General features: G+C 75.8%; 14 protein-coding genes, 1 tRNA gene, 1 other RNA gene and 1 pseudogene. 7 read left to right on the forward strand and 10 right to left on the reverse strand.

The genetic code is table 11. The features are described 5' to 3' along the window. The first annotated feature begins 53 nt into the window (after positions 1 to 53). The 4 genes from map to CUD01_RS06875 all read left to right on the forward strand — a co-directional run bounded on the left by map (position 54) and on the right by CUD01_RS06875 (position 3,684). Complete coding sequence (gene map, locus CUD01_RS06860; RefSeq protein WP_094180283.1) at positions 54 to 917, forward strand: type I methionyl aminopeptidase; 864 nt, start codon at positions 54 to 56, stop codon at positions 915 to 917. After that, positions 914 to 1,669, forward strand: coding sequence for a polyphosphate--glucose phosphotransferase (gene ppgK / locus CUD01_RS06865; RefSeq protein WP_141319777.1), 756 nt, complete (start codon positions 914 to 916; stop codon positions 1,667 to 1,669). Before map ends, ppgK begins: the two co-directional genes overlap by 4 nt. A 31-nt stretch (positions 1,670 to 1,700) precedes the next feature. Beyond that, positions 1,701 to 2,510 carry an MBL fold metallo-hydrolase gene (locus CUD01_RS06870; protein WP_166771985.1) on the forward strand — a complete coding sequence of 270 codons (810 nt, stop codon included), beginning with the start codon at positions 1,701 to 1,703 and terminating at the stop codon, positions 2,508 to 2,510. Between the two features lie 103 nt (positions 2,511 to 2,613). Continuing rightward, positions 2,614 to 3,684, forward strand: coding sequence for a DUF817 domain-containing protein (locus CUD01_RS06875; protein ID WP_141319819.1), 1,071 nt, complete (start codon positions 2,614 to 2,616; stop codon positions 3,682 to 3,684). Between the two features lie 95 nt (positions 3,685 to 3,779). On the opposite strand, the pseudogene CUD01_RS17015 reads toward CUD01_RS06875, so the two are convergent. The 3 genes and pseudogenes from CUD01_RS17015 to rnpB all read right to left on the reverse strand — a co-directional run. Beyond that, positions 3,780 to 4,178 (reverse strand): annotated as a pseudogene (locus CUD01_RS17015) (copper resistance CopC family protein); the annotation flags it as partial. 77 nt (positions 4,179 to 4,255) lie between these two features. Continuing rightward, complete coding sequence (locus CUD01_RS06885; RefSeq protein ID WP_141319784.1) at positions 4,256 to 4,882, reverse strand: hypothetical protein; 627 nt, start codon at positions 4,880 to 4,882, stop codon at positions 4,256 to 4,258. 78 nt (positions 4,883 to 4,960) lie between these two features. Continuing rightward, positions 4,961 to 5,359: RNase P RNA component class A (gene rnpB, locus CUD01_RS06890), an RNA gene on the reverse strand. A gap of 49 nt (positions 5,360 to 5,408) precedes the next feature. Here rnpB and CUD01_RS06895 point away from each other — a divergent pair. Genes CUD01_RS06895 through CUD01_RS06905 form a run of 3 tightly spaced genes read left to right on the forward strand, consistent with a single transcriptional unit; the run spans position 5,409 to position 7,742 of the window. Beyond that, positions 5,409 to 5,756: a DUF6191 domain-containing protein gene (locus tag CUD01_RS06895; protein ID WP_094180288.1), complete on the forward strand. Its 348-nt coding sequence runs from the start codon at positions 5,409 to 5,411 to the stop codon at positions 5,754 to 5,756. Between the two features lie 37 nt (positions 5,757 to 5,793). Continuing rightward, positions 5,794 to 6,573 carry a YaaA family protein gene (locus CUD01_RS06900; RefSeq protein ID WP_141319786.1) on the forward strand — a complete coding sequence of 260 codons (780 nt, stop codon included), beginning with the start codon at positions 5,794 to 5,796 and terminating at the stop codon, positions 6,571 to 6,573. After that, a complete protein-coding gene (locus tag CUD01_RS06905; RefSeq protein ID WP_141319788.1) occupies positions 6,570 to 7,742 on the forward strand; it encodes an SLC13 family permease in 1,173 nt (390 codons plus the stop codon). Before CUD01_RS06900 ends, CUD01_RS06905 begins: the two co-directional genes overlap by 4 nt. Here CUD01_RS06905 and CUD01_RS06910 read toward each other — a convergent pair. The 7 genes from CUD01_RS06910 to CUD01_RS06940 form a co-directional block, all read right to left on the reverse strand. Then, a complete protein-coding gene (locus CUD01_RS06910) occupies positions 7,739 to 8,887 on the reverse strand; it encodes a bifunctional RNase H/acid phosphatase (protein WP_141319790.1) in 1,149 nt (382 codons plus the stop codon). The two genes, CUD01_RS06905 and CUD01_RS06910, sit on opposite strands and share 4 nt — an antisense overlap. Next, the gene (locus tag CUD01_RS06915; protein WP_141319792.1) at positions 8,887 to 9,627 is read right to left on the reverse strand and encodes a zinc ribbon domain-containing protein; all 741 of its coding nucleotides are present in this window, start codon (positions 9,625 to 9,627) and stop codon (positions 8,887 to 8,889) included. The genes CUD01_RS06910 and CUD01_RS06915 overlap by 1 nt, the downstream gene beginning before the upstream one ends. Positions 9,628 to 9,691: 64 nt before the next feature. Continuing rightward, positions 9,692 to 10,879, reverse strand: a complete 1,188-nt coding sequence (locus CUD01_RS06920) for a Nif3-like dinuclear metal center hexameric protein (RefSeq protein ID WP_141319794.1) — start codon at positions 10,877 to 10,879, stop codon at positions 9,692 to 9,694. Positions 10,880 to 10,906: 27 nt separating this feature from the next. Further along, on the reverse strand, positions 10,907 to 11,737 hold the full coding sequence (locus tag CUD01_RS06925; RefSeq protein WP_141319796.1) for an MOSC domain-containing protein: 831 nt from the start codon (positions 11,735 to 11,737) through the stop codon (positions 10,907 to 10,909). A 42-nt stretch (positions 11,738 to 11,779) separates the two neighbouring features. After that, positions 11,780 to 11,856 (reverse strand) — tRNA-Val (locus CUD01_RS06930). Positions 11,857 to 11,951: 95 nt separating this feature from the next. After that, positions 11,952 to 12,425: a peroxiredoxin gene (locus CUD01_RS06935; RefSeq protein ID WP_141319798.1), complete on the reverse strand. Its 474-nt coding sequence runs from the start codon at positions 12,423 to 12,425 to the stop codon at positions 11,952 to 11,954. Beyond that, positions 12,422 to 12,841, reverse strand: a complete 420-nt coding sequence (locus CUD01_RS06940) for a DUF3052 domain-containing protein (protein WP_094180295.1) — start codon at positions 12,839 to 12,841, stop codon at positions 12,422 to 12,424. Before CUD01_RS06940 ends, CUD01_RS06935 begins: the two co-directional genes overlap by 4 nt. Positions 12,842 to 13,109: the final 268 nt, after the last annotated feature.

A 13,109-nucleotide genomic window follows, 5' to 3' on the forward strand; every position in this document is an offset into this window, starting at 1 on the left:
CGCGTCGGCCCGGACCTGGGGCTTCGTCCGGCGTGGTCCGTAGACTGCCAGGCATGTCGCCCGTCCGCTCCCCGCTCGTCCCGGGGACGATCAGCCCTCGTCGTGCCGTCCCCGCCACCATCGCGCGCCCCGAGTACGTGGACAAGCCGGCGCCGACGCCGTACCGCGGACCCGACGTGCTGGACGACGAGACGGTCGCGCGGGTCCGGGTCGCGGCGCGTCTCGCCGCGCAGGCGCTCGCCGAGGTCGGCGCGCACGTGCGGCCGGGTGTGACGACGGACGAGCTCGACCGCATCGGCCACGAGTTCCTGCTCGACCACGGTGCGTACCCCTCGACACTCGGCTACCGCGGCTTCCCCAAGTCGCTGTGCACGAGCCTCAACGAGGTCGTCTGCCACGGCATCCCGGACTCCACGGTGGTGCAGGACGGCGACATCGTGAACGTCGACGTCACGGCGTACGTCGGCGGGGTGCACGGGGACAACAACGCGACGTTCCTCGCGGGAGACGTCGACGAGGAGTCGCGCCTGCTCGTCGAGCGCACGCGCGAGGCGCTGGAGCGCGCGATCAAGGCGGTCCGGCCGGGGCGCGAGATCAACGTCATCGGTCGCGTGATCGAGAAGTACGCAGCACGATTCGGGTACGGAGTCGTGCGCGACTACACCGGGCACGGCGTGGGACCGGCGTTCCACACGGGCCTCGTGGTCCCGCACTACGACGCGGCACCGCAGTACGACACGGTCATCGAGCCCGGCATGGTGTTCACGATCGAGCCCATGCTCAACCTCGGCACGCCGGACTGGGTCATGTGGGACGACGACTGGACGGTCCTGACGGCCGACGGTCGTCGCTCCGCGCAGTTCGAGCACACCCTGCTGGTCACGGACGACGGAGCGGAGATCCTGACACTGCCATGAGCAAGCGAGCGTTCGGCATCGACATCGGCGGCAGCGGCATCAAGGGCGCCCCCGTGGACCTCAAGAAGGGGGAGTTCACCGACGACCGGCTGCGCATCCCCACCCCGCAGCCGGCCACGCCGGACGCGGTCGCACGGACGGTCGGCGAGATCGTCGACTCGTTCGACCTGGACAAGCACGTCCCGATCGGCGTGACGTTCCCGGCCGTGATGCTGCACGGCGTCGCGCAGTCGGCCGCGAACGTGGACGACTCGTGGATCGGCACGGACGCGCAGACGTTGTTCGCGGAGGCGACCGGCCGGCACGTGGTGGCGGTGAACGACGCGGACGCGGCGGGCTTCGCCGAGGCGAGGTACGGCGCGGCGAAGGACGTCTCGGGCGTCGTGCTCGTGGTGACGCTCGGGACCGGGATCGGCTCGGCGCTCGTCGTGGACGGCCGCCTCGTGCCGAACACCGAGCTCGGGCACCTGGAGATCGACGGGCACGACGCGGAGTCGCGCGCCTCGGACGCGGCGCGCGACCGTGACGGCCTGGACTTCGAGCAGTGGGCGCAGCGGCTCCAGCGGTACTTCTCGGTCGTCGAGAACCTGTTCTGGCCCGACCTCATCGTCGTGGGCGGCGGGGTCAGCAAGCACCACGAGAAGTTCCTGCCGCTGCTGGACCTGCGCACGCGCATCGTCCCGGCGCAGCTGCGCAACGCGGCGGGCATCGTGGGCGCGGCGGCCCTCGCGGCGGTCACGGACGAGGACTGACGCCCTGGCCCTCGCGCAGGTCGCGCCGGGCGTGCTCGTCACGACGAGCGCGGTGTACGCGACCACGACGACCGTGCTCGTCGGGTCCGGCGGCGCGTGTCTCGTCGTGGACCCGGGTGTGACGGCCGACGAGGTCGCGGCGCTGGGTGCCCAGCTCGAGGCGGCCGGGTGGCGCGCGGCGGCCGTGTGGTCGACGCACCCGCACTGGGACCACCGGCTGGACGGGCCGGCGTTCGCGGGTGTGCCGCGCTGGGCGGTCGCGGCCCGCGACGACGAGCACGCGACCCTGGCCGCCGAGCGGGACGCGGACGACGAGCTCGCACGCGTCCTGCGGTCCCGGCCCGGGGACGGCCCCGCCGCGATGGCGCCGGTCCCCGCGGTCGCCCCGACGCACCCGGCCCCGGCCGGTGCACCGCCCGGCTGGCGCTCGCTCGACACGGCCGCGCTCGGCTGGGCGGGCCCACGGGTCCTGGTCCTCGCGCACCGCGCGCACGCCCCGGGGCACGGTGCGCTGCTCGTGGCGGACGTGGGCGTGCTCGTCGCGGGCGACATGCTGAGCGACGTCGAGGTCCCGCTGCTCGACGAGGCGGCGGGCGACCCGCTCGGCGACTACGTCCTGGCGCTCGACGCCCTGGCCGCCTCGGGCGCCGGGCTCGTCGTGCCCGGGCACGGCTCGCCCGGGCCGCTCGCCCCGCGCGTCGCGGCGGACCGCGCGTACCTCGCCGGTCTCACGGACGCGGACTCCACGGACCGGGGCGTCGCGGGCGCGCGCGACCCGCGCCTGGCCTCCGCGTGGCAGCGTGCCGCCGACGACCGTCAGCGGCGGCTCCTGCACCGCTGACCTGCCCGGTCCCCACCCCGAACCTCCACATGCACGACCGCCCGCGGGCGGCGCGTCGTGGTGAGGTGGTGGCGTGCTGCTCCCCCGGCGCGTCGTCGCCCCGCTGGCTCACGCCCGCTCCGCCGTCGAGCGCGGCCTCACCTCGGTCGAGCAGCGCGTCGACGCGTGGGCGCACCGCCGCCTCGACGGGCTCCCGACGGACGGTCCGCGGGCGTGGCTGGTCACGCTCGTGGTGTTCGTCCTGAAGCAGGCGTGGGCGTGCCTGTTCGGTGCGCTGCTGCTCGCGGTGATCCTCGCGACCCGGCTCTGGTACCCCGACGACGCGCCGCTGGCACGCAACGACCTCCTGACGCTCGCCGCGCTGGCGTTGCAGGTGCTGATGCTCGTCACGCGCCTCGAGACGGTCGCGGAGCTGCGGGTCGTGGGGGTCTTCCACGTGGTCGGGACCGTGATGGAGCTGTTCAAGACGGACGTGGGCTCGTGGTCGTACGCCGCGGACGGCGTCCTGCGGGTGGGCGCCGTCCCGCTGTTCTCGGGCTTCATGTACGCGGCGGTCGGCTCCTACCTGGTGCGCGTGATGCGGATCTTCGACCTGCGGTTCGAGCGCTACCCGCGGCGGTGGGTCACGGCGCTCGTCGCCGCCGCGGTGTACGTCAACTTCTTCACCCACCACTGGTGGTGGGACGCGCGCTGGCTGCTGGTGGCCGCGGTGCTGACCGTGTGGGCGCGCTGCGTGATGCACGTGCGGGTGCTGACGCGCGTGGTGCGCATGCCCGTCCTGGTGGCGTTCGGCCTCGTGTCCGCGGTGATCTGGGTGGCCGAGAACCTCGCGACGTTCGCCGGCGCGTGGCTGTACCCGGCGCAGGCCGCCGGCTGGCACCCGGTGTCGCCGCACAAGCTCGTCGCGTGGTTCCTGCTGCTGGTCATCTCGGTCGTGCTCGTCACGTGGGTGCACGTCCCGCGCCCGCCGGCCGGCGCGGTGACCTCCGGCGGGACGCGGGACGTGCCCGCGCGTCAGGGGCGACGACGACGGGCGGCGAGGAGCGCGGCGACGGCGACGGCCGCGACGACGACGAACAGCGCCCCCACGACGAACGACGCGGGCCCACCGCTGCGCGGGCCGGGGTCGATCGTCGGCAGCGCCGACGGCGTCGGGGACGGCGCGGCGGTCTGACCCGCACCCGAGGTGGGCGACGGCGCCTGCGTCGGGGTGGGCGTGGGGGTGGGCGTCGGCTCGGGCGTGCCGGTGCCGCTCGCCGCCGTGAACGCGAACGTCCCGTCGACGGGGTGGCCGTCCGCGGAGGTCACGCGCCACTGCACGGTGTACCGGCCGGGCGGCAGCTCACCCGACAGCGGCTGGGTCACGGCGGCGCCGTCGAGCAGCGGCTCACCGGCCGCGGCGTCCCGGCCGTCGGGCGTCAGCACGACGACGCGCGTGCCGAGCGCCATCGCGGGCGACGAGAACGTGAGCGTCACCGCCTCGGGTGCGACCGGGACGGTCGAGCCGTCGGCCGGGTCGGTCGACAGGAGCGTGTCGTGCGCGTACGTGGCACTCGCCCCGGCCACGAGCAGCACCCCCGTCGCGACGAGCGCCGCGAGGGACCGCAGCGTGCGTCGGGTGGTCGGGGGCGCGTCGCGCAGCGCCGGGGTGGGGTCGGTGCGGTGCATGGGTCAGGGATCCTTCACGGGCGGGCCGCGGGGCGGCGGGGTCGGTGCGGCGCACCGGGCCGCGCGCGGTCGGCGCGTCAGGTCCGCGGTGTGCCGGTGGGCGGGGCCGCCAGCGGCGGGGGTCCGCGGCGCGCCGGCATGCCCCGCAGGTGCAGCGTCGCGACGCGCGCGTCGGGCTCGCCGGCGGGCAGGAGCCGCGCCAGCACGGGTGCGACGAGTGCGGCGGGCGCGCGGAACAGGGCCGCGAGCACCCCGGCGACGAGCGGGAAGCCGCGCTCGACCCCCGCGACGAGGAGCGCGGTGACGACCGTCGCGACGACGTGCCACGCGACCATCGCACCGGCGGAGGAACCGGCGATCGACTCGGCACCCGTGGCGCACACGTGCTGCAGGTGCGCACCCCCGTGGTGCGCGTGCGCCCCCACGGCGGGTCCGGACGTCGCGCACGAGCCGACGACGGTGAACGCACCGTGCAGCGCCAGCTGCCCCACGGCGAGGACCGCGAGCGCGACCCCGCGCGTCACGCGCCGGCCGCACAGCAGCACGGTGACGGGTGAGGACACCGCGACGAGCGCCACCAGCAGACCGGGCTGCGGCGCGGCTCCCCCGCCGAGCGCGTGCCCGACCGCGGCCAGCGCGACCACCAGGACCGACAGCGCCGCCGCACGCGCGAGACGCGCCGGTGCGGTGGACGCCCTGGTCATGAGCCGACGCTAGCCCGCGTACGGGACCAAGGTCCTCACCGTGAGGTGTGAGAATCCCCGCACCTCAACGGTTCGGCACGGATGAGTCAGCCGGTACGCCGGGTTCTGTCCCCGTGCGCGGTCGCCCACGCACGGGTGGCGGCCATCCATCTACGACGTACGTTGCCGCACGCCTCCAGCGACCTACCCGGGAGCTCGGGCGGGCCGCCCTCGAACGCTCCCTGTCTGGTCTTGCTCCGGGTGGGGTTTGCCGAGCCGCACCGGTCACCCGGTGCGCTGGTGGTCTCTTGCACCACCGTTTCACCCTTACCCCGGCCGGGCCGGCGGACCGGCACGTCGGGGCGGTCTGTTCTCTGTGGCACTGTCCCGCGGGTCACCCCGGGTGGGTGTTACCCACCACCCTGCCCTACGGAGCCCGGACGTTCCTCGGCGGTGGGGCCCCGAGGACCTCACCGACGCGGCCGCCTGGCTGACTCATCCGCGCGACGAGTCTACGCACGTCGCGGGCGCGTGCCAGCATGGGCGCATGGGCTGGCTCGCCTGGGTCGTCGGGGTCGCGGTGGTCGGCGGGCTGCTCGTCGTCGCCGACCGGCTGGTGGCGAGCGGGCGGCTCGACCGGTTCCTCGACCGGCCGCGCGCGGTGCGCACGGACGTCGGGAGCGCGGCCGGCGGGCTGTTCGACTCGCTCGGCGACCTGTTCCAGCCCAACCGGGAGCACCTGACGGCCGAGAAGGAGCGTCAGCGGCTCGACATCCACTACGCGGGTGACGACGCACCGCCGTTCGACCTCGACTCCGGGACCGTCGTGCTGCGACCGCGGGCCCGGCCCGGCGACGAGGACGACGCATCTCACGTCGCGCCGCACCCGGACTGACGCGGCCCGCGCGGTGCGGGCGTCCTACAGTCGTGCGGTGCTCCTGCTGCTCCCCCCGTCCGAGGGCAAGACCGCGCCGCGCCGCGGCGCCCCGGTCGACCTCGACGCGCTGTCCTCCCCCGCGCTGAACCCGCTGCGCGCCAAGGTGCTCGACGCGCTCGTCGAGGTCTCGGCCCGGCCGGACGCGGCGCAGGTGCTCGGCGTGTCCCCCGGCCTGGCCGACGAGGTCACGCGCAACACCCGGCTGCGCGAGGCGCCCGCCGCGCCCGCGCGCGGCGTCTACACGGGCGTGCTGTACGCGGCGGCGGGGCTCGCCGGGCTGACACCCGCGCAGCGGCGACGAGCGGCGGCGTGCGTGCGGATCTTCTCGGGGCTGTGGGGCGTCGTGACCCCCGACGACGCGGTGCCGGCGTACCGGCTGTCGGGCGGGGTCGACCTGCCCGGCATCGGTCCGCTCGCGGCGGCCTGGCGCGCGGCGCTGCCGGACGTGCTCGACGCCGAGGCGCAGGGTGCGCTCGTCGTCGACGGCCGCTCGGCGGACTACGTCGCGATGTGGCGCCCGCCCGCGGGAGCGGACTGGGTGGCCGTGCGGGTCGAGCGCGAGCTCGCGGGGCGGCGGTCGGTCGTGTCGCACCACGCGAAGCACACGCGGGGCGTCCTCGCGCGTCACCTGCTGACGCGTCGCGCGCAGCCGCCGCGGGACGCCGAGGCGCTGGCGCACGCGGCCGGCGAGCTCGTCGGCACGGCCCTCCTGGGTGTCGAGCTGGGCGACGCACGTGCCCGGGGGCCGCGCACGCTCACGCTCGTGGTGGGGTGAGCACGCCCGCTCGCGGCCGCCCGTGGTGGGTGGTCGCGCTCGTCGTGTCGGTGCTCGTGGTGGCCACCGGGGTGCTGCCGCGCGACGGCGCCGTCGCGCTCGCCGAGCGCACCGGCCCCGTCCTGCTGTTCGTCGCCGCGCTCACGGTCGTGTCCGAGCTCTGCGCCGGCGCCGGCCTGTTCGCGGCCGCGGCAGCGCTCGCGGCGCGCGCCGCCCGCGGCCGACGCTGGGTCCTGTGGGCCGGTGTCGTCGTGCTCGCGACCGTCGTGACCGCGGTGCTCTCGCTGGACACCACGGCGGTGCTGCTCACGCCCGTCGTGATCGCCCTCGCGCGCCGCACGCACACGCCTCCCCTGCCGATGGCGCTCGCCGTCGTGGCGCTCGCGAACACGGCCTCGCTCGTGCTCCCCGTCTCGAACCTGACGAACCTGCTCGCGGACCACGAGATCCGGCGCTCGGGCACCGACTACCTGTCGCTGATGTGGGCGCCGGCGCTCGCGGCGGTCGTCGTGACGGTCGTCGTGCTGGCCGTGCGCGACCGGGGCGCGATCCGCGGCCGGTACGCACCCGTCGCGACGCCCGACGCCCCCGACCCCGTCCTGCTGCGCGTCACCGGCGTCGCCGTCGCCGCGATGGCCGTCGCGTTCGTCGTCGGCGTCACGCCCGAGCTCGCCGCGGGCGTGACGGCGCTCGTGCTGCTCGCCGTGACGCTCGCGCGGCGCCGACCGCTGCCGGTCGCGCCCGGCGACATGGTCCCGTGGCGCACGCTGCTCGTCGTCGCCGCGCTGTTCGTGCTCGTCGCGGCCGCGCACGCGCACGGCCTCGCGGGCGTGCTGCACCGCGCGGCGGGCGACGGGCACGGCCCGCTGGACCTGCTGCGGCTCGCGGGCGTCGGGGCGCTCGCGTCGAACGGGATCAACAACCTGCCCGCGTTCCTGGCGCTCGACCCGGCGACGGCGGGCGACCCGCTGCGCATCGCCGCGCTGCTCGTCGGGACGGGCGTCGCACCCATCCTCACGCCGTGGGGCTCGCTCGCGACCGTCCTGTGGTGGCAGCGGTGCCGTCAGGTGCTGCTCGACGTGCCGGCCGCGACGATCGTCCGGCAGGGCCTGCTGCTCGCGCCGCTCGCGCTCGTGGCGTCGGTCGCGGCCCTGGTCGCCGCGACCTAGGACCAGCCCTCGCTCGGTGCTCCCGCCACGGCGATCTCGTGGCGCCGGTCGGAGTACAGGCGCACGATGCTGACGGACGCGGGCGAGACGCGCAGCTGGCTCCACGTCCCGGGGTGCGCACCCATCGCGAGGCCGAGCGCCGCGCGGATGGCGACGGCGTGCGAGACGACGACCACGGTGCGTCCCCCGCCCGCCGCGAGGAGGTCGTCGTACACCGACCGCAGGCGCTCCCCGACGTCGGCGATCGACTCCCCGCCCGGCGGTCGCACCGTCGCGAGGGTGTGCCACGGCTCGAGCATGCCCGGCCAGCGCTCCTCGATCTGCTCCGACGTCAGACCCTGCCACTCACCGAAGTCCGCCTCCTTGACGCGGTCGTCGGTCCGCACCGGCAGCCCGAGCCGCTCCGCCACGATCCCGGCGGTCTCCTGCGTGCGCACCATGGGCGACGCGAGGAGCTCGCTCGGGTACTCGATGTCCCCCCACAGGTCGCGGCCCACACGGTCCACGAGCGCGGCCGCGGCACGCGCCTGCGCGCGGCCGTGGTCGTTGAGCGGCGGGCCGGGCTCGCCCGAGCCCGAGTAGCCGCGCGAGACCGTCATGGCGGTCTCACCGTGCCGCACGAGCACGACCGTGACGGGCTGCTCGTCGTCGAACCGCACGCCCGCCCCGGACGGGCCGGGCTGCCGCCGCCGCACGACCTCCGCCACGGACGACGACGCGGCCGCGTCGGTCACGACCGGGCCTCGCGTGTCCATCGCGCGGTTCGCGAGCCGGTCCGCGGCGGCGTTCTCGGCGCGCGGCACCCACGTCCACGTGACCGTCGTGGGGTCGACGAGCGCGCGGGCCTGCGCCGCGAGCCGGCGCATGTCGTCGTGCTTGACCTGCCACTCACCGCTCATCTGGCGGATGACCAGCTGGGAGTCCATCCGGACCTCGATCGCCGCGTCGGGGTCGATGCCGACCGCGGCGCGCAGACCCGCGACGAGGCCCGAGTACTCCGCGACGTTGTTCGTCGTGATCCCGACGTAGTCGGCCCGCTCGGCGAGCACCTCGCCCGTGGCCGCGTCACGCACGAGCGCGCCGTACCCGGCGGGACCGGGGTTGCCGCGCGAGCCCCCGTCGGCCTCGACGACGAGCCGCCGCATCACTGTCCCTCGGGCAGCCGGACCAGGATCCGCCCGCACTCCTCGCAGCGGACCACCGCGTCGTCCGGCTTCGCCTTGATGACGTCCACGTCGGACGGGTTGAGGTCGAGGTGGCAGCCCTCGCAGCGTCGGCCGCGCAGCGCTGCCGCGCCCTGCCCCCCGAGCTGCGCGCGGATCCGGTCGTACAGCGTGACCAGGCCCGCGTCGAGACCGCTCGCGGCGCCCGCCCGCTCGGCCTGCACGGTGGCGGCCTCGGCGTCGAGCTGCGCGTACGCCGCGTCCCGCTCGGAGACGACCTGCGCCTTGCTCTCGACGAGCTGCGAGTGCGCCGCGGTGACCTCGGCGAGCGCTGCCTCGTGCGCCTCGAGACGCTCCATCACCTCGAGCTCGACCTCCTCGAGGTCGCCCTGGCGCCGCGCGAGCGACTCGAGCTCGTGCTGCAGCGCCTGCAGGTCCTTGGCCGTGCCCTGACCCGCGTCGAGACGCGCCTGGTTGCGCGCCGCGCGGTCCCGCACCTGCTGCACGTCCGCCTCGGCCTTCGCGAGCTCGCGGCGCAGGTCCGCGACCGCCGTCTGCGACGTGACCAGCGCGGTGTGCAGGTCCGCGACCTGCGAGTCCAGCTCGGCGATGCGCGCGATCTCGGGCAGCGTCCGGCGCCGGTGCGCGAGCTGGTCGAGGCGCGTGTCGAGCGCCTGGACGTCGAGGAGTCGTCGCTGGTCCGCTGCGGGGGCGTTGGCCACGGGCAGTCCTTTCCGTACGCGGCGGCGCGCGTGGGTCGTCGTCGGCTCTCGCCGGATGGCGGGGCTAGCTGCTGCGGGAGTCCGTGCGGCCGACGCGACCCGTCCACGGGTCGGTGCACCGTACGCTCACGCGGGTCTCCACCGTAGTGCCCTGCGCGTGCAGGTCCGCCGCCAGGTCGCGCGCGGCGAGCGGCAGCCAGGGCCACTCGGACGCGAAGTGCGCGAGGTCCACCAGGTACGGCGTCGCGGCCCTGCCCGCGCGCGCGTCGAACGCCGCACGCTCGCGCTGCTCGGACGCGGGGTGGTGGCGCAGGTCCGCCGTGACGTACACGTCGGCACCCGCCGCACGCGCCGCGTCGAAGAACGGGTCGCCCGACCCGCCGACGACCGCGACCCGCTCGACGCGACCGTCCGGGTCGCCCGCGAACCGCACGCCCTGCGCGGTGGCCGGCGTCGCGTCCGCGGCGCGCTGCGCGAACGCGCGCAGCGTCGTGGGCTCCGCGAGCCTGCCGACGCGTCCCGTGCCCGTGCTCCCGGGCAGGCTCGCGGCCTCCAGCACGTCGAACGCGGGCTCCTCGTACGGATGCGCGCCGCGCATCGCCGTCACGACCGCGGTCCGGGCACCCCGCGGCGCGACCATCTCGACACGGGCCTCGACGACGACCTCGCGGGTACCGACCGAGCCGATCGTGGGCGACGCGCCCGGCAGCGGCGTGAACGTCCCCTCGCCGGTCGTCGTCCACGCGCACCGCTCGTACGCCCCGAGGGCACCGGCTCCGGCCGCGGCCATGGCGTCGACCACGCGCGGCGCGTCGGCGACCGGCACGAAGACGACGTGCTTGTCGAGCGCCGGGCCCGCGTCCGCCAGCAGCGGCTCGACGTCGACGAGCCCGAGCACCTGGGCGAGCGCGTCCGCGACGCCGTCGGTCGCGGCGTCCGCGTTGGTGTGCGCGGCCAGCAGCGCGCAGCCGCCGCGCACCAGCCGGTGCAGCACCGCCCCCTTGAACGTCGTCGCAGCCACCGACGTCACGCCCTTGAGCAGGAGCGGGTGGTGGGTCACGACGAGGTCCGCACCCCACTCGAGCGCCTCGTCGACGACCGTGGCGACGGGGTCCACCGCGAACAGCACGCGCCGTACCGGCTGGTCCGGGTCACCGGTGACCAGGCCGACGGCGTCCCACGACTCGGCGGTCGACGGCGGGTAGCGCCGTTCGAGGACCCGGGCGACGTCGGCCAGACGAGGAGCGCTCACAGACGAGCACGCTACCCGGCGGGCGGGTCAGGTCAGCGGGACGACGGGCGCGCCGACGACGAGCTCGCCCACCTGCTCGGGCACGAGCCGCACCCCGAACCACACCTTGCCGTCCTCGCGGCGGTGCCGTGCGAGCGTGCGCGTCGGCTCGGTGCCGGTGCGCAGCGTGTCGAGGTCGACCGTCGTCATGACGCACCGGTCGCACCGCTCGGCGAAGCGCAGCACGGCGTCCCCGACGCGCACACGCGCCCACCGGTCCTCCGCGAACGGCTCGAGGTCACCGTCGACCACGAGCGTCGGGCGGAACCGCTCCATCGGGAGCGGCGGGTGCCCCCGCTCGTGCGCGAGCCAGCCGTTGAGCGCGTCGAGCGACGCGGTCGTCGTCAGGAGCACGGGCGCGGCGTCCGCGAACGACAGCGGGTCGCCGGGGCGCCCGCCGTGGTCGGGCGAGACCGACCGTCGCGCCGGGTCGTCGAGCCACACGAGCCGCACCGCGAGCGCGAGCGCCTCGGAGAGCCACGCGTCCGCCTCCGCCGCGCACGCGGTCGCCTCGCCCACCCGGGACAGCGTCACGGGGACCCGCCGGCCCGCGCGTGGCTCGTGCACGACGAGCGGCACGCGCCCGGGGGCCGTGAGCTCCACACCCCCGTCGACGGGGCGCGCGGTGAGGCCGAGCATCGCCGGCACCTGCCGTGCGGTGACGGTCGCGCCGTCCGGGCCCACCACCATCCACCGCCGGTCCCCGCGGGGCCCGAGCCGGTCGAGCGCGACCCGCTCGACCTCGACGCCGCGCAGCGACTTCACGGGCCGTACGGCGAGCGACGCGAGACGCGGCGGCCGCGAGGGGGCGTCGCTCATGACGGGCGACCTCCTCGTGCGCGCGTCGTCGCGGCGTCCGCCTGGTGGGCCCGGCCGGGTTCGAACCGGCGACCCCCGCGGTGTAAGCGCGGTGCTCTGACCAGCTGAGCTACAGGCCCCTGCTGCCGTGCGCCCGGGCGCCCGACGGCGGCACAGCCTACCGGCAGCGCCCGGCGCCCGGCGCGGTGGCCCGCCAGCGGGCGGCCGCGCAGGTTCACAGCGCCGCGAGCGCCTCGCGGTACGCGCCGAGCGGACGCGCCTGGCCGCGCGCGTTGACGACGCTCCACCGCAGCACGCCCTGCGCGTCCACGAGGAACGAGCCGCGCAGCGCGTGCCCGGTGCTCTCGTCGAACACGCCGAACGCGCGCGCGGCCTCGCCGTGCGGCCAGAAGTCGGAGAGGAGGTCGAACGTGTAGCCCTCGTGCTCCGCCCACGCCCGCAGCGTGAACATCGGGTCGCACGAGACGACGAGCAGCCGCACACCGGCCTCGTCGAACGCCTCGAGGTTGTCCCGCAGCTCGCACAGCTCGCTCGTGCAGATCCCGGAGAACGCGAACGGGACGAACACGACGGCCACGGCGCCACCGCGCAGCTGCGACAGCGTGACGGGCGTGCCGTGCGTGTCGGGCAGCGTCAGGTCCGGCGCGGGCTCGCCGACGACGAGCGCACGCGTGCCCGCTGCGGTCACTTCCCGCGGCCGCGCGTGCCGAGCCGCGTCGCCGACCAGTCCGGGGCGATCGCGAACGTCGACATCGCGTGCAGGCCCGACGTGGTCGCGGCCTCCTCGATGTCGGAGTGCGACACGTGGCCCGGCCGGCCCGACTTCGGCGACAGCACCCAGATCGGGCCGTTGTCCTCGAGCACCGTCATGGCGTCGACGAGGTAGTCGGTGAGGTCACCGTCGTCCTCACGGAACCAGATCACCGCACCGTCGGTGACGTCGTCGTACTCCTCGTCGACCATCTCGGCACCCGTGATCGCCTCGATCGACTCGCGCAGGCCCTCGTCGACGTCGTCGTCGTAGCCGAGCTCCTGGATCACCTGCCCCGCGGCGAATCCCAGTCGAGCAGCCTGCTGCTGCCCGGCGTCCGCACTCGCTGACACGTCCCGTCCGATCCCTTCGTCGCGGCCCCCACCCCTGCGGGCGCCTCCCGATGTGCGCACAACCTAGCCCACCGCAGCACGCGCCACCTGGCAAGAGTCGCCGCGGTGGACCGTGCCGGACGGGTCGGCGGCCGTGCGGTGGGCGTGCGGTGGGCGTGTGACGCAGGAGGCACTGTCACGGACGTCACGTGCACCAGAGATGACCCGCGTGTGACTTTCGGGCCGTCAGGGTCCGAGAATGGGGCGGACTACCCGCCCCGTGCACGCG

Origin of the sequence: Cellulomonas uda (assembly GCF_006538705.1) — a bacterium.
Lineage (GTDB): Bacteria > Actinomycetota > Actinomycetes > Actinomycetales > Cellulomonadaceae > Cellulomonas > Cellulomonas uda.

Coding starts and splice junctions, on each gene's coding strand:
- CUD01_RS06925 (WP_141319796.1), bottom strand. CDS start 11,737: ATGAGCGACGCCCCCTCGCGGCCGCCGCGTCTCGCGTCGCTCGCCGTA.
- ppgK (WP_141319777.1), top strand. CDS start 914: ATGAGCAAGCGAGCGTTCGGCATCGACATCGGCGGCAGCGGCATCAAG.
- map (WP_094180283.1), top strand. CDS start 54: ATGTCGCCCGTCCGCTCCCCGCTCGTCCCGGGGACGATCAGCCCTCGT.
- CUD01_RS06885 (WP_141319784.1), bottom strand. CDS start 4,882: ATGACCAGGGCGTCCACCGCACCGGCGCGTCTCGCGCGTGCGGCGGCG.
- CUD01_RS06910 (WP_141319790.1), bottom strand. CDS start 8,887: ATGCGGCGGCTCGTCGTCGAGGCCGACGGGGGCTCGCGCGGCAACCCC.
- CUD01_RS06895 (WP_094180288.1), top strand. CDS start 5,409: ATGGGCTGGCTCGCCTGGGTCGTCGGGGTCGCGGTGGTCGGCGGGCTG.